Annotated in this window: 20 protein-coding genes; 2 read left to right on the top strand and 18 right to left on the bottom strand. The window is 41.5% G+C overall.

Annotated elements, in window-relative coordinates:
* Nucleotides 1-15: 15 nt before the first annotated feature.
* From ACESPO_RS01945 to ACESPO_RS02010, 14 genes are all read right to left on the bottom strand, one after another.
* Nucleotides 16-1032 (bottom strand): glycosyltransferase family 2 protein, encoded by a 1017-nt coding sequence (locus ACESPO_RS01945; RefSeq protein ID WP_120092223.1) that lies wholly within the window; start codon nucleotides 1030-1032, stop codon nucleotides 16-18.
* Nucleotides 1033-1044: 12 nt separating this feature from the next.
* Nucleotides 1045-2043, bottom strand: a complete 999-nt coding sequence (locus ACESPO_RS01950; protein ID WP_165852517.1) for a transketolase — start codon at nucleotides 2041-2043, stop codon at nucleotides 1045-1047.
* A gap of 100 nt (nucleotides 2044-2143) precedes the next feature.
* Entirely contained in the window at nucleotides 2144-3277 is a 1134-nt protein-coding gene (locus ACESPO_RS01955) for an EpsG family protein (protein ID WP_120092228.1), read from the bottom strand.
* Nucleotides 3278-3290: 13 nt separating this feature from the next.
* Nucleotides 3291-4283, bottom strand: coding sequence for an acyltransferase family protein (locus ACESPO_RS01960; protein ID WP_120092230.1), 993 nt, complete (start codon nucleotides 4281-4283; stop codon nucleotides 3291-3293).
* On the bottom strand, nucleotides 4280-5218 hold the full coding sequence (locus tag ACESPO_RS01965) for an aldo/keto reductase (protein WP_120092232.1): 939 nt from the start codon (nucleotides 5216-5218) through the stop codon (nucleotides 4280-4282). Before ACESPO_RS01965 ends, ACESPO_RS01960 begins: the two co-directional genes overlap by 4 nt.
* Nucleotides 5219-5234: 16 nt before the next feature.
* Nucleotides 5235-5876 (bottom strand): sugar transferase, encoded by a 642-nt coding sequence (locus ACESPO_RS01970; protein ID WP_499788378.1) that lies wholly within the window; start codon nucleotides 5874-5876, stop codon nucleotides 5235-5237.
* A 20-nt stretch (nucleotides 5877-5896) separates the two neighbouring features.
* Nucleotides 5897-6640 carry a polysaccharide biosynthesis tyrosine autokinase gene (locus ACESPO_RS01975; RefSeq protein WP_120092234.1) on the bottom strand — a complete coding sequence of 248 codons (744 nt, stop codon included), beginning with the start codon at nucleotides 6638-6640 and terminating at the stop codon, nucleotides 5897-5899.
* Between the two features lie 18 nt (nucleotides 6641-6658).
* Complete coding sequence (locus tag ACESPO_RS01980) at nucleotides 6659-7375, bottom strand: YveK family protein (protein WP_499788379.1); 717 nt, start codon at nucleotides 7373-7375, stop codon at nucleotides 6659-6661.
* A gap of 31 nt (nucleotides 7376-7406) precedes the next feature.
* Nucleotides 7407-8141, bottom strand: coding sequence for a CpsB/CapC family capsule biosynthesis tyrosine phosphatase (locus ACESPO_RS01985; protein ID WP_120092236.1), 735 nt, complete (start codon nucleotides 8139-8141; stop codon nucleotides 7407-7409).
* Nucleotides 8142-8161: 20 nt separating this feature from the next.
* Nucleotides 8162-9040 carry a hypothetical protein gene (locus tag ACESPO_RS01990; RefSeq protein ID WP_120092239.1) on the bottom strand — a complete coding sequence of 293 codons (879 nt, stop codon included), beginning with the start codon at nucleotides 9038-9040 and terminating at the stop codon, nucleotides 8162-8164.
* An 11-nt stretch (nucleotides 9041-9051) separates the two neighbouring features.
* Nucleotides 9052-9705 (bottom strand): class D sortase, encoded by a 654-nt coding sequence (locus tag ACESPO_RS01995; RefSeq protein ID WP_120092241.1) that lies wholly within the window; start codon nucleotides 9703-9705, stop codon nucleotides 9052-9054.
* A 4-nt stretch (nucleotides 9706-9709) separates the two neighbouring features.
* Entirely contained in the window at nucleotides 9710-10339 is a 630-nt protein-coding gene (locus ACESPO_RS02000; RefSeq protein WP_009261682.1) for a hypothetical protein, read from the bottom strand.
* 172 nt (nucleotides 10340-10511) lie between these two features.
* The gene (locus tag ACESPO_RS02005) at nucleotides 10512-12377 is read right to left on the bottom strand and encodes a polysaccharide biosynthesis protein (protein WP_120092244.1); all 1866 of its coding nucleotides are present in this window, start codon (nucleotides 12375-12377) and stop codon (nucleotides 10512-10514) included.
* 281 nt (nucleotides 12378-12658) lie between these two features.
* Complete coding sequence (locus tag ACESPO_RS02010) at nucleotides 12659-14935, bottom strand: glycoside hydrolase family 2 protein (RefSeq protein ID WP_278887513.1); 2277 nt, start codon at nucleotides 14933-14935, stop codon at nucleotides 12659-12661.
* A 204-nt stretch (nucleotides 14936-15139) separates the two neighbouring features.
* Here ACESPO_RS02010 and ACESPO_RS02015 point away from each other — a divergent pair, with 204 nt between their 5' ends.
* Complete coding sequence (locus tag ACESPO_RS02015) at nucleotides 15140-15724, top strand: TetR/AcrR family transcriptional regulator (RefSeq protein ID WP_008975903.1); 585 nt, start codon at nucleotides 15140-15142, stop codon at nucleotides 15722-15724.
* Nucleotides 15717-16757: an FAD:protein FMN transferase gene (locus ACESPO_RS02020; protein WP_499788380.1), complete on the top strand. Its 1041-nt coding sequence runs from the start codon at nucleotides 15717-15719 to the stop codon at nucleotides 16755-16757. Before ACESPO_RS02015 ends, ACESPO_RS02020 begins: the two co-directional genes overlap by 8 nt.
* A gap of 75 nt (nucleotides 16758-16832) precedes the next feature.
* Here the strand turns inward: ACESPO_RS02020 and ACESPO_RS02025 are convergent, their stop codons facing one another.
* The 4 genes from ACESPO_RS02025 to pdxR all read right to left on the bottom strand — a co-directional run bounded on the left by ACESPO_RS02025 (nucleotide 16833) and on the right by pdxR (nucleotide 20742).
* A complete protein-coding gene (locus ACESPO_RS02025) occupies nucleotides 16833-17939 on the bottom strand; it encodes an MGDG synthase family glycosyltransferase (RefSeq protein WP_008975905.1) in 1107 nt (368 codons plus the stop codon).
* Complete coding sequence (locus ACESPO_RS02030; protein WP_242990178.1) at nucleotides 17936-18565, bottom strand: glycerol-3-phosphate acyltransferase; 630 nt, start codon at nucleotides 18563-18565, stop codon at nucleotides 17936-17938. Before ACESPO_RS02030 ends, ACESPO_RS02025 begins: the two co-directional genes overlap by 4 nt.
* A 45-nt stretch (nucleotides 18566-18610) precedes the next feature.
* On the bottom strand, nucleotides 18611-19228 hold the full coding sequence (gene udk / locus ACESPO_RS02035; protein WP_117500665.1) for a uridine kinase: 618 nt from the start codon (nucleotides 19226-19228) through the stop codon (nucleotides 18611-18613).
* Between the two features lie 95 nt (nucleotides 19229-19323).
* On the bottom strand, nucleotides 19324-20742 hold the full coding sequence (pdxR, locus tag ACESPO_RS02040; RefSeq protein WP_008975908.1) for a MocR-like pyridoxine biosynthesis transcription factor PdxR: 1419 nt from the start codon (nucleotides 20740-20742) through the stop codon (nucleotides 19324-19326).
* Between the last annotated feature and the right edge of the window lie 67 nt (nucleotides 20743-20809).

Below are 20809 nucleotides of genomic sequence, written 5' to 3' on the forward strand. Positions count from 1 at the left end.
CTTTAAATCCTTAAATTAGATATTCGCAACGGAATCATTTTTAGTTAATTTCAAATATAGTCCCCATATACAATAAAATAATTTAGGAGATGTCTTAAACAGCCAATATTTATATTTTTTGTTTCCAATATTAGGATTTTTTATTATCAAGCTATACTTTTCTTCTAATTCTTTTTCAATATATCGTAATCTTTTATTAATTTCTTCATCACATTTATATCTATTTCCCCAATAAGCTAGATTTATTAATTTTGTGTAATAAACCATCGCTGTATATTCATATATTCTTTTATTTTTCTCTTTCCAAAAATCCATTTGCTTTTTCCACACTTCCAAGACATCCATTTTCCTAACAGAAAAATTTGATCTCGTAAACCCAGATTTTGAAAGTCGATAATTATATAAAGGCAAATCTATATATACAACTCTTTTAGCTTTATACAACAAACGATATGTTATATCAACATCTTCAATGTCTCTACCTTCCGTAAATAATGTGCCTGAAAACAACTCTCTTTTATATAATTTATTCCATACAACAATATTGATTTTATTTGAAACCTGCTGCATAGGTCCACTATTAAAGTATAAATTATTCAAAGCTTCCATACTCGAATATTCTATTATTGTTCCTGTATTAGATTTAATAACTGTACTGTCTGCATAAATTCCTTTAAATCTACAACATGAGATGTCTGCGTTCTTTTCTTTCATAATTTTATAAAGCACTTCTATATAGTTAAAATCAATAAAATCATCAGAATCACAAAAACAACAATATCTTCCTTTAGCTACTCGCAATCCGTTATTCCTAGCTACCGATATTCCCTTATTAGATTGGTGCAATGTCACTATCCTGAAATCCTTTTGTGCGTACTCATCACATATTTTTCCCGAGGTATCTGTCGATCCATCATCTATGAGTACAATTTCCAAATTAGTATAACTTTGATTTATAATACTTTCTATGCATTTTGATAAATACATTTCCACATTATAAACTGGAACAATTACCGAAATTAGTTCATTCATATTTTTTCTCTCCTACACCCTATGTTCTCTTTCATCACTTCCAGATTTTGCTTCTACACGACGCATCTTTTCCGGATAAGATGTATCCCAAGTATAAGAAAACGTATGATCATTCCCAATGTCATCTCTTTCTGTTGGCTGAGCCGGATTCTCAATTCCGTCTGGTGTATATGGATCCTCTACTCCTTCTGGCTTGCATTTATGCAATTCTGCCACTGCACAATCATATTCCCATCCCTCATGTGGAAAACGATAATGCCATAGAATATCATTTTGCATAAAGGACACACCAAATCCCTTAATTGTATTGGCTATGATCACTGTCGGTTTATGAGCTTCTTCCTTGCTAAGTTTTTCTGCCTGTTCAAAAGCAATATTCAATTCTTCATGGCTATTCCCATCCATTTCAATGACATTCCAACCAAACGCCTTCCACTTTTCTCCAAAATCTTCAATTTCAAGTGTATTCTCCTGAAAATCCATACTCTGCATATGATTGTGATCAACAATAGCTACTAAATTGTTTAATCGGAAATGGTTTGCAAACAGAGCAGCCTCCCACACAGATCCTTCGTCGCACTCTCCATCTCCCAATACTACATATACTTTATGACTTTTTCCGTCCTTCTTTGCAGCATATGCCATTCCAACACCAGCTGACAACCCATGACCAAGCGAACCTGTAGAAAAATCTACTCCGGGCAAATGATGAGAAACATGACCTGACAAACGGCTTCCATTCTGATAATGAGTCTTCAACTCCTCTACTTCAAAAAAACCATTTTCTGCTAAGGCAGCATAAATAGATGCTCCTGCATGTCCCTTACTTAAAATAAACCGATCTCTGTCCATTTTTTTTGGATTTTTCGGGTCAATGTTCATAACTCCACTATATAAAACTGCAATAATATCTGCCACAGATAAAATTGCCCCAATATGACTACCACCAGATAAATGCGTCATTTCAATTCCATGACGTCTTATTTTCCATGCTAATTCTTCACTATTCATTATCATTTCTCCTATAATTTTGTAATATATTTCGTATTTAAAACCAAATATAACATATAAAATTTTCTTTCTTAATAAACAATCCTATAAAAATATCCCGCTAAATGCTCCATCCACTTAATAACCCTGTAAACTCACTAATATAATAATAATTTTGTGTTTGCAAATAGTAAAATCCCAAAAAACCAACTGTGCATAATATAAACATTATTTTTGAACTCTCTTTTGTAAAACACTCTTTAAGCAAGTATGGCAACAATATTATGTTATACAATTCAAAGTATACCGGTAATCTTCCTACCAATACCCCACTAGTAAAAATTCCCAAAAAATAAATTCCTACACAAATCACAGACATATTTACACAAATATTAATAAAAGCATTATTCTTCTGAGCAATAATCTTCCGTCCACAAAATGCAATCATTGGTGTAACCGCCATAACCAGCACTCGAATGGGATTCACACCATCATCATAAGCAAATTGTTCAGTAGCACCACTATATGCCGTTTCTTCTAACACTTTTTCCATAGTTGCAATAAACGGTTCAAGAAAAACAACTGCTAATAAGACTAATATCATGAGTAACATAACTCTTTTACCAAAAGGTTTCGCAACAGCTATAAAATACATAGGAATCATAATTAATACTGTATAATGTATTGTGGATGCAAATAATACCGCGATTATAAAACAAATTGTTTTTCTTTTCTCAATCCACCCAGAGACTAAGAAAATTAATGATGCTGCCCAAAATTGTCTCATTCCATTTAGCATCCACGAAAACAGTAAACTTGTCATAAATAAAAAAGCACTGTAAAAAAAGTTTTCTGATCGTTTTCTTAATATTATCATAATCGGTATTCCTGTTAAAATAGCAATTGTCATCAACCATACATGATAATCTGTAGATATAAAATGCTTAAATAGTATATTGAATGTAACAAACCCTGGACTTTTAGTTTCTGAGAAATTCCAATATTGAGAAATCGTAGATAATGAACTTGGGTATGACTCAAATGCTGTAATGTAGGCTCTTGTATCAGCGACCCCACTTCTCATCCCTACCCAAAAAATAATGTATCCAAACGTAAAAATCGCCAAAAACATAGATACTTTATGCTGGCTTTCCTCTAAGTTAGTTACGAATGGTTTTCTCCTCGTTTGCATTGCAAGATGGTTAAAAATCCCTAACACAGCAATCCATATAATCATAGAATTATATATAATCAACCAATTATCCTCCTTACTTCTTTCCTAACACCAGATCAAAGAACCTATTATGAACAATTCTAGTTTTTCTATAAATCCAGATTATACTAATCGGACCTAAGAGCCCACTAAAAAACATAGCTATAGATGTAAGCTGCCATATCATTTTCAAGGTCCCACAAATACCCATTATCACCGCTTGAAATAGCCATGAATAAATATATATTGTAAAATTATGCTTACTAACTTCAAGAGAGATTTTCTGTTCAGGAATCACTCTTGCAATCTGATAGCACGCAAATATCATTAACATTGCCACGCAAAACATAAGTGTTTGATTTCCATAAAAACAATTCACTAATATAATAGAAATAATTGATGCCACTGCAAATTCTATTAATCTAGTACACTTTTTAACACTTTTCTCGTATAATCTAAAATGGTTTACTCCCATACCTATACAAAAATAAAATAGAGCTTTTCTCAAATCGCTTATTCCAAACCATTGAGTAGAAATAGGCAAAAAATACACTATCAAAGAAATCAATGTCAAACTACACACCATATAGCTTTCATTTTGAAATAAGCAACTTCTACATATTCCAAACAACATATAGCACCACAACAATACTGGAATAAACCAAAAATGTCCCCATACTCCTACTCTCGGTACAAAAATTGCCTTGGCCAAATATTCCGATGTCACAAAAGAGTGGTATTCTAAATAATATTTTGGCACTATAGCTATGACAGATAAGAACACATATGGTGTAAGAAGCCTTATCATCTTATTTTGAATCCACTTTTTATAACCAAGTTTCCTTAATGACTTAGAATTCATAAATAGAAATCCGGAAATAAAAAAGAATAAAGGCATATGGAATGTATATATAAACAAAATTACCTTTTCAAAAATAGTGCCACTAAATAATGTCCAATCACTAGGATGAGAATGTCCAAGAATTACCAACATGGTTCCTATTGTATATAATGTATCTATCCATGGATATTTTTTTACACTTTTCATCTTGATATTCCATCCAATTTTTCAACATCTTCCCTATTGAGAGACCATCCACTGCCCTCTACATTGGAAAGTATCTGACTCGGTCTCTTTGCTCCGCAAAGTACCACAGATTCTGGAATAAAATCAAGAATATATCGGATTGCCACCGCCGCAACAGATTTCTCATATTTTTCAGCAATCTCTTTCATATATTCAACGATTTCAAGATTTTTCATCAATTTCTCTCCGTGAAAGTTTACATAAATATCACGACTTCTGCGGTCATTTGACTCAAAACAAACATTTTCTTTCGTATATTTTCCTGTCAAAATTCCCTGTCCAAGGCTTCCCCATGTAAATGGTGTCATCTGAAGTTTTTCAGAAATTTCTAACAAATCTGCTTCATTTTTCCTACAAGCCAAACTATACTCATCTTGAAAGCTTGCAAACTTTCCTGTAAATGGAATGATTTCTTCCATGTCTTCTTTATGTATATTGGATAATCCATAACTACGGATATATCCCTTTGCTTTCAATTTTTCCAGCGTTTCCACAACATCTTCCAACGCTGTTTTTCCATCTCTATAATGAACTTGATACAAGTCTATGTAATCTGTTCCTAACCTTCTCAAGCTTCCTTCCAAGGCTTTTTCTATCCATTGCGGAGTATTATCATAAAATGTCTTACCATTCTCTATTCTCACCCCAAACTTAGAAGCAATCACTACGTCTTGACGTTTTCCTTCCAAGGCTTTCCCCAAAGTAATTTCTGACTGTCCTAACCCATAAGTATCTGCTGTATCAAAAAAATTCACTCCACATTCTAGAGCCGTATGCACCGCTCCAATTAGTTCATTTTCCTGGGTATCTCCCCAACCATATCCTCCCATCGGGCAACCACCCATACAAATCCTTGAAACCTTTATATCAGAATTCTTTAATACAATTTCTTCCATATGTACTCCCTTCCCCTTATTTTGTCATAAATGTCAATGCCTTCTTAATCGTTTTAAATACTGTCAAAAAGAATAGCTTAATATCTGTTGCAAAGGAAACTGTTCTCGCATACTTGATTCTCAATTGATTTTTTTTCTTGAGAACATGCTTTTCATACATCTCATCCGCATTCTCTCCACCTACAATCTCATCCAAGTTAATAAATTCAATTGAACTATAATCCGTAATTCCCGGACGTACCTCTAAAATAAGTTTTTCTTCTCCTTCATACTGATTTGTATACTTTAATAGTTCTGGTCTTGGACCGATAAAGCTCATTGTTCCATTTAAAATGTTGAATAGCTGTGGAATTTCATCTAGTTTTGTTTTTCTAAGAAATGCTCCTACACGAGTAATGCGTGGATCATTTAAAGCAGTTGTGCCTCCGCCAATCTTATCTGCATTTTTTACCATCGAACGAAATTTGAAAATTTTAAAAGGCACTCCCTTATATCCGCCTCTATCTGCCTTATAAAAAACTGGAAATCCACTGTCAATAATAATGGCCAGCGAAATAATAATATAAACTGGTAAAAGCACAATTAAAAATACAAGTGCCAAAAGAAAATCCAACTTACTTTTCATATGCACATTGTAAAATTTTTTATAATTTTCCATTCTCTCATTCCTTTTCATCCCTATACTTCGGTACTTTCTTTCCCCTCTTCTACTTCCTGGACACCATAATAAGCACTACTATAATCCCCGCCATAATACTTACTATAGTAATACTTTCCATAATACCCTTTTGCTCTGACATCTACTTTATTTAACACTGCCCCAAGAATCCGACATCCGGATCGTTCCAGCTGTCGCTCTACTTTCTGTGCCATTTTATAACTGATTGCATCATTTTCAATGACGAGCATTGCCCCGTCACATTCTTTCGCGATGACCGCTGCATCAATCACACTTCCAAGCGGCGGTGTATCAATAATAATGTAGTCATAAAGTGCGTGTGTCTTTTCCATTAGCTGTCTGAAATGTTCGTTCCCGAGTAATTCGGATGGATTTGGCGGTACCGGCCCCGGAAGGATGACATGCAGATTGGAAATATTCGTAGCACATACGACTGCCCCCAGTTCTTCCTGTCCGGACAGATAATGGGAAAGCCCTTTTACTTCCTGCGTGACCTGATATCGTTTTGAGAATACCGAGCGGCGAAGATCCGCATCGATATAAAGAATTTTTCTGTCTGTCTCGGCAAGGCTTTCTGCCAGCCGGAATGATACTTCTGATTTCCCTTCTCCAGGGGTGCAGCTTGTCACTGCAATGGCATTGATCTCTTCCCCGCAGAACAATACATTTGTTCTCAAGGTGCGATATGCTTCGCTTGTTCTGTAGTCCATGTTGTCTGGTATGACCAAATTAATCTTCTGCATCGCTTTCTCCCTTGTGTTCTATTTCTTTTTCTTCGTCTTTGTCTTGTCCTCCGTGGACGGAATCGCTCCAAGTACTCCGATTCCAAGATATTTTTCTACATCATCCTGACTGCGGATCTTATCATTCATCAGGAAGATCAGTAAAATGATTCCAGCTGTCAGCACGACTCCTGCCGCTCCTCCAAGCACAGTATTTTTCATAATATTCGGACTTGCAGGTTTTGACGGAATCAATGCTTCCTGTACCGTATTCATTGCTTTTAAGTTCATGACCTCTGTCACATGGTTAGCACCGACATCTCTTACTTTATCTGCAAGTTCTTTTGCAAGGTATGGATCCGGATTGCTGACAGAAATATTTAGAATCAATGTATTCTCTTGATTTGTCACTGTAATTGCATCTGCAAGCGCGGTGCTGGACATCTTCAGTCCAAGCTCCTCGATCACCTTATCTGTGACTGGGCGGCTCTTTAAGAGAGAGGCGCAGTCTCCGAGTAACTGATTACTGAGGCTCAAGTCCCCGGACGTCACCGCCGCATCCTCTGCCTTTGTCAATACATATGCCTGTGTGGTCGCCTGGTAGATTGGTGTAACCATAAATTTCGTATAGCCGAATGCAGCTCCGGCTGTCAGTACACCGACCAGAATAATGGCCCACGCTTTATCTAACAGAACTGCCAGCATCTCCAGCAGATCGATCCCGTTTTCTTCTATCTGTTCTTCTCGTTGTCTCATTCATTTTCTCCTATATGTTCTCTTTTCTCTGTCACAGTTCCTCTATGAGTTTATTTTCGATCAATTTCCGTGGATTGTCATACAGCAGTTCTTTTGTACGCGCAAATCCATATGTTTTTTCCATATATTCGGCACATTCCTTCAGATTCGGCCTGCGCGATTCCATATGGTGCATATCCGATGCCACAAAGTGCACCAGTTCCTTTTTCATCAGCTTCTGAGCAAAAAGCTTCATCCGCAGACCGTTTTTCCCTACGATGCTGTCTCCATTGAGTTGGATATAGGCTCCCAGTTGGATTACTTCAGAAACTCTGCTGACATTTTGATGGAAAACACGATACCGCTCGGCATGTGCGACGATCGGGCAGTATCCTCTGTTGACCAGAACGTGAACTGCATTGCGGATATACGCATAATCTTCCAGTGGCGAGAATTCTACAAGCAGATATCTGCTCTTTGCCATTGGGAAAATATTCCCCGCGGCAATCTCCTCCGCAAAATCGATTGTATAATAAATCTCTGTCCCCAAAAGTACGATCATATCCGGCAGATGTTCTCGCAGCCATCCGCGGATCTTCTGCAAAGCTTCCATGGTCCGTTCCGGGTTGCGGTGAAAGTGATTCCGATGATAGTGGGGAGTTGCGATCACGCACCGTACCCCCTGCCGATATGCACTTTTTAACATCCGCACACTTTCCTGAAAATCCGAAGCTCCGTCATCCACCCCCGGAAGGATGTGTGCATGAATATCAATCAGCCCTTTCATCTATGTTCACCTCATCTTTTCTATCCTCTGCTGTTTTTGATCAGCCGTCTTCGCAGAGTTGCAATCCGCAGTAGTAATAATGCGGCAATTCCAAAGAATCCTATCGCAAATCCCTCAAAGATCAGCAGACCGTTCGTCACATACGTCACCATAAACTGGTACAAATATTCCGGTTCGATCACAAGCCGCCGATAGTCCTGTGCAAGCAGCAAATACGCCGGAACAAGACCGATCATCAGCCCCGATGCAAGTGTACTGTACACAAGATAGCGCATCGCGTGATGTTTCCAGATGTACATCCGAAACAATATAATTCCTGCCAGCACCGCAAAGACTAAGCAGCCGAGAATGCCAACTGTAATTACTTTCTCTGCAAAACCGTGAATTCTTCCATAATATTCAATAAAAGGAATCTTCGTTGCCCTTACATATTGATCCGCTGCCTGTCCCAGATAAGTATTCAGTACCGTCTGCTGTGCTTCCCCCAGTTCAATTTCCCGGGACTTTGCATAGTTTTCTACATTCTCTTTTAACTTTGTTCGAAGCTTCCCGGTATCCGGCTGGTAAGTCTGTCCGGTCAAAGATGCCTCCAGACTCGCCCGGATATCGTTGTACATACTGTTCGTATCTACAATTCCTTCCAGTGCACTTTTCGGAATCCCAAGAGGAATGGATAAGTCTTCCACTCGCTCGTAAAAATCATCACAGACTACTCCATAATAATCCTTCACATTCAAGCTGCGAACGATCATCTTCTCATTCAGGAACCCTAACCGGAGGCTTCCAAGAAGCGCTGCCATTGTCAGTGCCACCGCGATCAAAAAAGATAGGATCATGCTTACGATCGTTCTTCCTTTTCTGTTGGAGGAAGACTGCTTCTTTGTTTTCTGATATTCCATCTTTCTTCCTCCTATTTTAATACTGGTCCACTCACTTTGTCTGCATAGACAAAGAAACGCTGATCCGTACTTGACAGCATGTCAAACGGATAACAAGTATACATGACCAACTCTTCTTTCTTCTGAAGCAGGTCTACTGCCTGCGAATCAGATTCGTTTAAGATCTTCGTCTCCCGCACTTGGTAGCGGTAGATCCCATAACTTGTCTTAATTGTCACTTCGTCTCCCACTGCAATCTTTTGCAGCGGAGAAAAGTAGGTTGTATTGTGCCCGCTGAGTAAAATCGTCTTGCCATACCCTGGAATAAAGCTGCCCTGATACTGTCCGGCTCCCACACGCATGATTTCCATGCTGTCGCCGTAGTAGAGCGGTACATCCAGCCCAATCTGCTCACAAGTCACATTTGCATAATGCTCCCCAAACTTCGGCCAGGTTACATCCGCAAGCGGAATCTCTTCCGCCTCTGCATGTTTATCTGGTTCCGAAAAAATAGAGCCCAATTCCTCAGAAAATTCAGGAAGGCTCTCAGTCATAAACATGCTGCCTGCAGTCGTTACTATATTTATAAACGGGGATGCCGCAACATATACAACTCCGTAACCTATCATGGTAAAGAATAGTGGCACGATCACATATGCCACTATTCTACTTTTACGCTGTTTCATCAATCTAGCATTCCTCTGCAGTCTCTCTATAGTTGTTCTTCTTTGCCACAGCAGCACATCCTACCAAAGCCATCACAAATCCGGCTGCTACCGCATACGTTGCTCCGGCGTTCATACCAGTCTTCTTGATCACCTTGTCAGAAGATCCGATAGTTGTACCGTCTTTTGCAAGCTTTACATTGATCACACCGTTGTCTCCTGCGAGCATGTCCGCTGTGATAATGATTCCGACTTCTTTCAGTCCCGGTGCAATCGCATCTACAATCTGCTGTGCGATCTGCATAATACCATCTTTTCCGATAATATTTAACAAATCTTTTGCACTTGCAGCGCCATTCGCATCAATCGCCTGCTGTAAAAGACCAGCTGCCTGATCGATTGCCTTTAACACTGCATCTACCTGACTCGCTGTCAGATCCACTTCTCCGGAAGCGAGCCAGCTCTCTGCCTGACTGTAATAACTTGCATACAGAGAAACATCTGTCACTCCAAATCCAGCTGCAGAGCTTTCCATCTTATTCAGAATCTTCTGCTCTTCTGCGCTGACTCCTGAGGCTGCCAATGCCGGCATGCACATAGAGGCACTAAGTACACCTGCGGCCAATACTGCAGCAAATTTCTTTTGGTTCCTCATATTCTTTCCCTCCAAACATCACACACATCTCATATTTACACGGATATTTCATTCGAAATATGAATTGCTTTATAATTTCTATATACGAAAACAGTATATCGCATCTGTTTCTGTTTGTAAATATCCTTTTACCCCACTTTTTTACTACATGTTGCCCTACACACGAAGTGCTCTATTTTGGGGATGCCTGATATCGGTATTCTGGAACAATCTTATGTACAAGTTCACGAATGTTCTTATCTTCTCTCCGGGATGCTTCATCCAATGCCTCGATATTTTTCTCAAAGGTCTCCTCATCCACGTCAATCTGTCTTCCGATGAAGATTCTCTTGTTCTCTGTCGTCTGCATTCCTTCTTCATCCATCAAAAGCTCTTCGTAAAGCTTCTCTCCGGGACGCAGTCCGGTAAATTCAATTTTAATATCTACATCCGGTTCATATCCCGACAGCTTGATCAGATTTCTGGCAAGATCAACGATCTTGACCGGCTCTCCCATATTGAGTACGAAGATCTCTCCGTTTTTAGCATAAGCTCCGGCCTGAAGTACAAGGCTGACCGCCTCCGGAATCGTCATGAAATACCGGATGATGTCTTTGTGCGTGACAGTGACCGGACCTCCGTTTTTAATCTGCTCTTTGAAAAGCGGAATCACACTTCCGTTGCTTCCAAGGACATTGCCAAAACGGACTGCCGCAAACTCTGTCTGACTCTTCTTTCCGATTGTCTGAATGACCATCTCGCAGAGTCTCTTGCTCGCCCCCATAATATTAGTCGGATTGACTGCTTTGTCTGTAGAAATCAAAATAAACTTTTTCACCCCGTAATCGCTTGCCATCTTCGCAGTCTTATAAGTACCGATCACGTTATTCTTAATTGCCTCGTTCGGACTGTCCTCCATCAATGGGACATGCTTGTGTGCCGCTGCGTGAAATACGATTTCCGGGTGATACGTGGCAAATACATCGTTCATCCGGCTTGTATTTCTGACAGATCCGATCAGAACTTCCAGATCCAGATTTGGATATTTTCTCTTTAATTCCTGCTGGATCGCATAGGCATTGTTCTCATAGACATCAAAGATGATCAATTTTCCCACGCCGTGTCCCGCAAGCTGACGACAGATCTCACTTCCGATCGACCCGCCTCCTCCGGTGACAAGAACTGTCTTTCCCTGGATATATCCTAAGATTTCATCTAGATCCACCTTGACCGGTTCCCTTCCGAGCAGATCTTCAATCTCAACTTCTCTCAACTGTGAGATGCTGACTTCTCCGTCAATCAACTGGTAAATTCCAGGGAGAATCTTCAGCTCACATTTTGTCTCTTTACAGATTTCCACCAATTCCTTGATCTGCTGGCTTGTCGCCGAAGGAATTGCGATGACGATCTTCTGGATCTTATACTTTTCTACAGATTCCATAATCTTGTCCGCCCCACCGACAACCGGACATCCGAGAATATATCTTCCCCATTTCTTCGGATCTTTGTCAATCAGACAACAGACCTTTCTCGTAGCTGCTTTGCTCAGGCGATTCTCCTTGATGATCGCAGCCCCCGCATCACCGGCTCCGATGATCATAACATTCTCCCGCTTCTCCGCCATTCCACGGTTACACTTATTTCTTACAAACCGGAAAAACCGGTAAGAGAACCGCAATCCCACGACCATGAATAAAAAAAGCAAAAAGTATAGCAACAGGTAACTTTTAAACATCTTAAGTCCCATCACTGCCATTCCCAGAACGTGCAGCAGACTGGAAATTGCCACAGCAGCAACGATACAGGATAATTCCGTGATGCTCGCATATTTCCAAAGGCTGGTGTATAGATGAAACATGGAGAATACAGCCAGTGTCACCAAAATATTCAGCGGCATATATCTCCACACAGTATGGATAAACGTCTCTTCTACAGCCTGAAAGTCAAACTCATGCCGAATCCACAGACTGGCAAAAGATGCCACCTGCATAAATAAAATGTCTAACATCACAAGCAGAGCTATCCGGACTGTCAATGCATGTTTTTCTGTTTTTTTCATGTTCCCACTCTTTTCTCATTTGTAATTTCCTATTATAATATATAACATTATATATAGCACATTATTTCACGAGATTCAAGCACCCCTACCCGGTTTTGTTTTGGCATGAAAAAGTTTGTTTTAAATGATTATAATTTAAAAGTATTTTCCTGCTTTTATGGTAAATATTTCTATTCGCATAAACGGTGATTTATCCCCCAATCAAAAAAAGAGATGCCGGTCTTGTTTTTGTCCACCGGCATCTCTTTCTGATTTCGCAAATGTATTTCACGAATTCTGATTTATTTTTTGATTTTATTTAACTGAAGATTTAAGACTTTTACGCCCTGTTCCGGAATCTCCTGTCCCATCTGTCCTACCATCTGGATCATTTCTTCTAATGTCTTTCCGCCGAGCATCTTTAACATTCCTTTGTTTAATTTCATGCCAGACATTGCAGATAAAGCTCCGCTGAGAATTGCAGCCGCCTCATCATTTTCAATGATATCTGTGATCTTGTCGCGGATAGAGAAATATCCTTCCGGGAATACCATCTCGCCTGCGTTTGCTGCTTCTGCTGCCGCCTGATCAAACCAGTTGGCTGCTCCTTCCATTCCTTCCTCATCTTCATTCTTCGGAAGTGTGTAGATCTCCGGTTTTTCTGCTACTTTTTCAAGTGCGAGAGAATCTGTGCAGTCATTGTATCTTGCAGTGATCTGTGTAAATCCTTCGTGAAGCGGAACTCCTTCAAATACAAAAATCTTCTCTCCGCTCTGCTCTGCAAATAATTCTCCGTCTACATAAAGCTGCACTGTCGGCTGGTTCGAGTACACTTTTACCGTTGTAGTCTCCCCGGCTCTCTGTGCGTATCTGCGACCGCAAACGTATACAAATGGTTCGCTGCTCCAGTATGCTTTGTATAAGTAGAAGGCTTCCTTTTTGATCTTTCTGTCGATAGTAACAAGACCTTTGTTATTTCTTCCTGCCACTCCACCTTCATCTCTGGCTGCACAACCGAAGTCGAACATGTTCCATACATGGCTGCTCCAGATATAGTCGCGCTCCATCAACATTTTCACCATGAATTCATGGTACTCTGCCTGATATGCCTCAGAGTAATCTCTGCACTTCGGCTCATCCGGCTGATAAGTAATGATTCCTTCTGCACCATACTCAGAAAGTCCGATGCAGCGATCTGGATATTTCTTATGATAATCGTCAAACCATACGGAGTTCTGCTCATATTTTCCGCCGTACCATCCGAAATAGTGATTATAGCTTTCTACATCTGTCACACTGTGAAGATCGCTGTCCTGGGAGAGCAATGTCACATGTGCCATTGTTGTCAGTCTGGTCGGATCCAGCTCTTTGACAAGGGCATTGAGATCTCTGTGGTTGTCCACAAGCCCTGGTTTCTCACCGTGGATCGTAATCTCATTTGAGATTCCCCAGAAGCAGATACATGCATGATTGTAGTTCTGATAGATCAGATCTTTCATCTGCTGACGGCAGTTTTCATGTGCCGCCGGATCATCGCTCTGGCTGCTGATGTACGGGATCTCTGCCCATACGACAAATCCATACTCATCGCATACATCATAGAAATCCTGACTGTGCTGATAGTGTGCAAGACGGATCGTATTTGCTCCAACTTCCCGGATCAGATCCGCATCAAGACGGTGATCTTCTTTTGTCAGTGCATTTCCCTGATACAGCTTATCCTGATGTCTGGAAACTCCACGCAGTTTCATCGGTTTTCCATTTAAGAAAAATCCTTTTTCTTTGTCGACATAAAATTCACGGATACCAAAACGTACAGTAACCTCATCGACCGTTTCATTGCGGCGTACCAGTTCTGCTGTACATGTGTAAAGATATGGATCTTCCACACCCTGCCACAGATGTGCATCCGGAAGGAACTGAACGACTGATGGCTGCTCTGCCGGTCTCCAGCTTTCTGCTACAACGTTTCCATCTGCATCTTTGATCTGGTATCTGACAGTATAATTTTCGTCTGCATTTTTCACCCAGGATTCCAACTTGATCTCTGCATCTTTTCCTTTGACAACCGGAGTTACTTTCAGTCCCGGAGCCCCATAAAAATCCAGATCAAAATGAACTTCCGGCACAAGGATCAGATTGACACCGCGGTACAATCCGCCATAGAATGTAAAATCTGCAACTTGTGGATAGATGTGGCTCTTCTCTCCATTGTCCACTTCGATCACAAGAAGATTTTCTCCCTGCGCGTGCAATGCTTCTGTCACATCCGCACGGAAAGTAGAGAATCCGCCTTCGTGATATGCTACTTCCTGTCCATTTACATACACGCGTCCGGACAATGCTGCTGCCAGCACTTCTACATAGACACGGTATCCATCCATACACTCCGGTGTCTCAAAGCTTTTTGCATACCAGCATGCTCCGCGGTAGTATTCTCCTCTTCCGTCCTGGCCATCTACAGCGTTCCATGTGTGAGGCAGATCTACTTTTGCCCAGTCACAAGGAAGTTCCTGCGGAAGTCCGACATTTTCTTTTTGAAAATACCAGTTTTTATTTAATTCCATTACAGTTCTCATGATATCTTCTCCTTTTCCTATCAATTTGTTTTATCATAGCATATCCGATTTTTCCGTTCAATCAACAATCATGGACATTCCGTTTTGAAACCGACACTTTCCCTATATCTGTTGTTTTTCTTCTATTTTTCTTTGTCGTTTTCCTTTCTTTGTGTTATGATTTACAAATAAACCATTTTTGAATGTTTATAGAAAGGTGTTTTTATGCAACAGGAAAAATTACATCGAAAGAGAGCTTACTCCCAAAAAGTACTAAAGGAAGCTCTGCTCAAATTACTGGTCGACCAGCCGCTCTCCAAGATTACCGTACAGAAGCTCTGTGAGACTGCCGACGTCAACCGCACTACATTTTATTCGAACTTTGAAGATATCTTTGCATTATATCGGCAGGTCCAGGACGATTTTCTCGAACAGATGGCACTGTTTACCCAACAGCAGAAACCTTATGCGGACAACCGTGCACTGATCTGTGATATCTTTCGTTTTCTCTATGAAAATATGGACTCCTGCCGTGTACTGATCCTTCATTCGGAAGATGCATTTCTCGAGCGTCTGTTCGCACTGCAATACGATGTCAGTCGCACTTTGATGCAAGAAAGCTGCGATGCATTTGATCCGGACTCTTTTGATTATCTCTATACGTTCCGCGTCTGCGGAATCATTGGAATCATCCGGAAATGGTTCCACGATGGGCTAAAGATTCCTTATGAACAGATTGCTGACTATGCGATCCAATCTTCGGATGCACTCCTCTACTCATGGAAGGAGGCTCATAGAAGCAATGACTAACTTTCACAGACGAATATTTCAGACAGGAATTGTGCTTCTTGTCTTCCTGCTGCTCCTGTTTTTCTCTTTTGAGCAGCAGAAAAAGCAATCTTCGGGAACGGATAAAACTGCAAAAGCTCCTATTTCTGACACTGCTTTTAAACTAAATACCGTTGTCACTGTAACGCTCTATGACTCTACAGATGAGAACCTGCTTGCAGAAGCGATCGATCTCTGCGACAAATACGAAAACTTGTTCAGCCGCACACGCCCGACAAGCGAGCTCTATCAGCTCAATCATGGTCTTCTTCCACAGGAAGACGGCTTTTTCTGTATCTCACCGGAGATGACAGAACTGCTCACTGCCGCTCTCTCCTACTGTGAGAAATCTGGCGGAGCCTTCGACATCACCATTGGTCCGGTCTCTGCTCTGTGGGATTTTACTTCTGAAGAAAAGGTGGTGCCGTCGGATGCCGAGATCTCTGCTGCACTTCCTCTCGTAGATTATCGAAAGGTCATTGTAAAAGAAAACCGTGTCCGGTTTTTGCAGGAGGGAATGCAGCTTGACCTGGGAGCGATCGCCAAAGGCTACATCGCTGACAAAATAAAAGAATTTCTGCTAGAGCATGGGGTAAAAAGCGCCGTGATCAACCTTGGTGGAAACGTCCTCTGTGTCGGAGAAAAGCCAGATGGAGATGCTTTCGGAATCGGAATCCAGAAGCCTTTTGCAAAACGAAGCGAGACCGTGTCGACAATCCAGGTGCGGGACAAATCCATTGTCTCCTCTGGGATCTACGAGCGTTCTTTTGAAAAAGACGGCAAGTTCTACCATCACTTGTTAAATCCAAAAACGGGATACCCTTATGAGAACTCGCTCGTGTCCGTCACAATCCTGTCCGAAAAATCCGTAGATGGAGATGGACTCAGCACTGCCTGCTTTTCCCTTGGTCTCGAAGAAGGTATGAAATTCATCGAAGATCTTCCGGATACAGAGGCAGTATTTATTACGGAAGATTACAAACTCCATTACAGCAGCGGTTTTCCACAATCGTAAAATCATAACAAAAGAGAATCTCCGAAAGAAGATCCGTACATGCTTGATCTTCTATGGGAGATTCTCTTATTCTTTTTATATCTGTTCCAGCAAATTACAAATACGCTCCGCAGCATCTGCCGGTACAGTATTTTGTTGATTTTCGATCATCCTTCCTGCCGGTCTTGTATTTTTCATCAGTTTCCGCCCCGCAAGCAACTGATCTTCGATCATACGGGGAGCAAGACACATGCCATGTTTCCGGAAAAATATGCGGTTTCTTGTCTCACACCCCGGAATCGGTGTCAGATGGATCAACGGTATTCCGATCACAGCCGCTTCGGTGGAGGAAAGTCCTCCCGGCTTCGAATAGAGAACGTCACATGCCCGCATATAGGTTGCCATCTGGTCAGTACTTCCTATAATAGAAATATTTTTATAACCGTCATAGCGCTTGCGAAGCTTCTTCTCCAGCTTCTTGTTCCTTCCACAGATCACCACCGCCTGCTCCACCTCTTCCAGCGCTTCTCGCATCAGATCCAGCAACTGTTGGATTTTCCCGGCACCGATGCTTCCTCCTGCTACGAGATAGTAGATGCCGTCCTCGCTCATCCCAAGCTTCTCTCGCGCCTGCTGCTTTGTTTCCTTGGAACAAAATGTCTCATCTACCGGAATACCAAATGCGCGAAGCTTCTGTTTCTTTACCCCTTTTCGGACAAATTCCAGTTCTAACTCCTCATGGGGGATCACATAATAATCACACTCCGTCTCCCCGGTAAAAGGAATACAGGTGTAGTCTGTCGCCACATAGACCGACTTCGGACAGTTCCACCCTTTTCTTTTTAAGTAGGAGATCATCTCCGCAGGGTACAGATGCGGCATCACAATGGCATCGTAAGACTTCTGTTCCAGATACTTTGCCAGATGCCTTGCCACAAGGCTGTTCGCATAATAAACCGGAGATCTGCCGGGCAGTCTGCTTACAAATGCCCCGAGCTTATACAGCATCCCAAATGCCCGCGGATGCTTTTGGACCAATTTTACATAAGCTCCACCTACCGCTCCCGCAACACGCTTTCCGGACAGTTCAAATGGATTTAAAAAGACCGCCTGATGTCCTCTCCGGATCAGTTCTTTCTGGATGGATCTGGCAGCAGAATTATGTCCTCCACCGGTATCACAAGATAAAATCAGTACATTCATAATAGTTTCACCTTAATTTCCTCTCTTTCTTCCCGGCAAAGCATCAGCTTGCCAAGTACCAGCGCAGAGATCAGAATCATTCCCAGGCTGACGTAAGAATTTTTTCCAAAAAACAATACGAGAATCGTCGCAAAAAGATACGTCGCAAATGTCTTATGATAATTCGGCGTGATCACAATCACAAAGGAGAATAAGAGAAAACAGCATGCCAGCAGCAGCACTGGTTTCATATATGGATAGAGTCCAAGCAGCACCCCGAAAGAAACTGCAATCCCTTTTCCTCCACGAAAACGATGAAATACCGGGAAGATATGTCCGGCAACCGGTGCTGCCAGCACAAACGTAATCCAGATATCTGCCCCCGGCAGTCCATGCATGTAAGCATACACCGGCAAAATTCCTTTTAAAAGATCGCACAACAACGTGCAGATGCCACACCATATTCCTCCATTTAGAAATGCATTTGTCGTTCCGGGATTCCCGTCAATCGTATCTTCCGTCACATCTTTCTGGCAGAATAGCTTCCCAAACACCTTTGCATATAACACACTCCCGGAAACATACCCGATCATCGTATAAAATATTCCCCGTCCCATTGTCCACCTCGTTGTATAAATCTTTCCCATTTACTCTTTTGCATCTGTTTCCACATTCTTTTTACAGATCTGTATCTACGCCTCTTCGTCCAGTATCTTCTGAATCGTATTTTTCACCAGTTCAAAGGCGATCGGATTCATACCGCTGTTGATCACGATATCTGCAGTACTCCTTGTCGGTTCTACATAGAGATAATGCATCGGTTTGACAGTTGTAAGATATTGCTCCACAACGCCCTCCATATCGCGCCCACGCTCTTTGACATCACGAATAATCCTGCGGAGAATTCTCTCATCTGCATCGGCCTCTACATACACCTTGATATCCATCAGATCTCTCAGCCGTTCATCTGCCAGGACAAGGATTCCTTCTAATAAAATTACTTTCTTTGGCTCTACAGTCACAACTTCGCTTGACCTTGTGTGAAGTGTGTAGTCATAAGTCGGACACTGTATCGTCTTTCCTTCTTTTAACTCCTTCAGCTGTCTGACAAGCAGCTCTGTCTCCATCGCATCCGGATGGTCATAATTCGTCTTACGGCGCTCTTCCAGCGGAATATCACTTTGATCCCGGTAATAGTTATCATGGTAGAGCACTGCCACATCGTCTTTAAATTCTTTTTTTAACTTTCTTGTGAAGGTGGACTTTCCAGATCCGGTCCCACCTGCAATTCCAATAATGATCGTCTTCATCTCTTTTACCTATATCCTATTTTTCTTATTTGCAACCTTGGCGCTTTTATTATACAATTCACAGGAAATACCGTCAATCCTTTCCCCTCTGCTTTTTATTCCCGCTTCTCTGCAATCTCAGAATCAAACACGCCTCCAAGAAGCTCTGCAACCTCCTGCATCCGCTCTTCTTCCATGCCAGAATAGTTGAGTACCAGCACATGTTCATACCGCTTCTGCTCTTCGATACAAAACTCCGACAGACAGCAAAGATGAATTCCTCTTTCTTGTGCCCGCCGCTTCACTTCCGCATCGGGAAGCTCTGTATGAAGTTTTACGAGCAGATGCGTGCCCGTCTCCATTCCGACAATTTCTTCCACCGGAATGGTCGGTGTGCATTCAATTGCATGCTTCAACTTTTCTCCCTGACTTAGATAATACTTACGCAGCCGGTTCAGGTGGCGGTCAAAATACCCATCACGCAAAAATCTTGCCAGCGTATGCTGTTCCAGATTCGACGAAGTATTCGAAAAAAAGTTTGCCGAGTTCACATAACGTTCCAGAAGCTTTGGCGGCAGCACCATATAGCTGATCCGGATCCCGGGACTTAATGTCTTACTGAACGTATTCATATAAATAACACGCCCGCTTGTATCCAGACCGAAAAGCGCCGGAATCGAATGCCCGTTATAGCGGAACTCGCAGTCGTAATCATCTTCTATAATATAATGTTCTTCCGATTCCTCCAGCCACTTCAGCAATTCCTGTCTGCGTCTTGCAGACATCACCGTCCCAAGCGGATAGTGGTGTTCGGGCGAGGTATGGACAACTGTTGCCTGGCTGCTTCGCAGACTTCCCATATGAATTCCATTTTCCGCCATAGCCGTCCAAGTCCACTTCACTCCGAGTTCTTCATAGATTAGCCGGATTTTTCTGTATCCGGGATTTTCCACCGCATACACTGCATGTTCCGGAAGCAGTCCGATCAATTTGGAATACAAATATTCAATCCCGGTTCCGATCACAATACAGTCCGGGGATACTACCATGCTTCGGTTGTGATACAAATATTTTGCAATCTCATACCGAAGTTCCGGGCTTCCGAGAAATTCTCCACGCATGATCAGATGCAGATTGTAGTCCCCAAGCACCTGTCGCATGACTTTCGTCCACATCGAAAATGGAAATTTCTCGTATACTGTTGTATTTGAGGCAAAGTCTGCCACCCATTTTTCTTCTTTTTCCGGAGTCGGATCGGGGATTGTGATCTTCTGGTACCTTAAAGGTGAATCAAAATCAGATACCACATAATATCCACTCCGCTCCCTCGACTGCAGGTATCCTTCCATCTGCAGCTGTTCATACGCATTGATCACGGTCCGCACACTGATTCCATTTTCCTTTGCAAGTTGTCTTTTCGACGGCATTTTTTCGCCCTCTGCAAGTTTTCCGTTCAAAATATCTTCCTTCAGACATTGATACAAATATTCATATTTCGACTTTCCGTCTCTCTGTTCCAAATCATAAATAAGCAAAATCTGGTCTCCTATAAAAACATTTTTTTGGTTATTTCAAGGTATCAGTTTCTATTGTAGACTAAGG

This window comes from Coprococcus sp. HPP0074, from assembly GCF_964238105.1.
GTDB classification, from domain to species: domain Bacteria; phylum Bacillota; class Clostridia; order Lachnospirales; family Lachnospiraceae; genus Faecalimonas; species Faecalimonas umbilicata.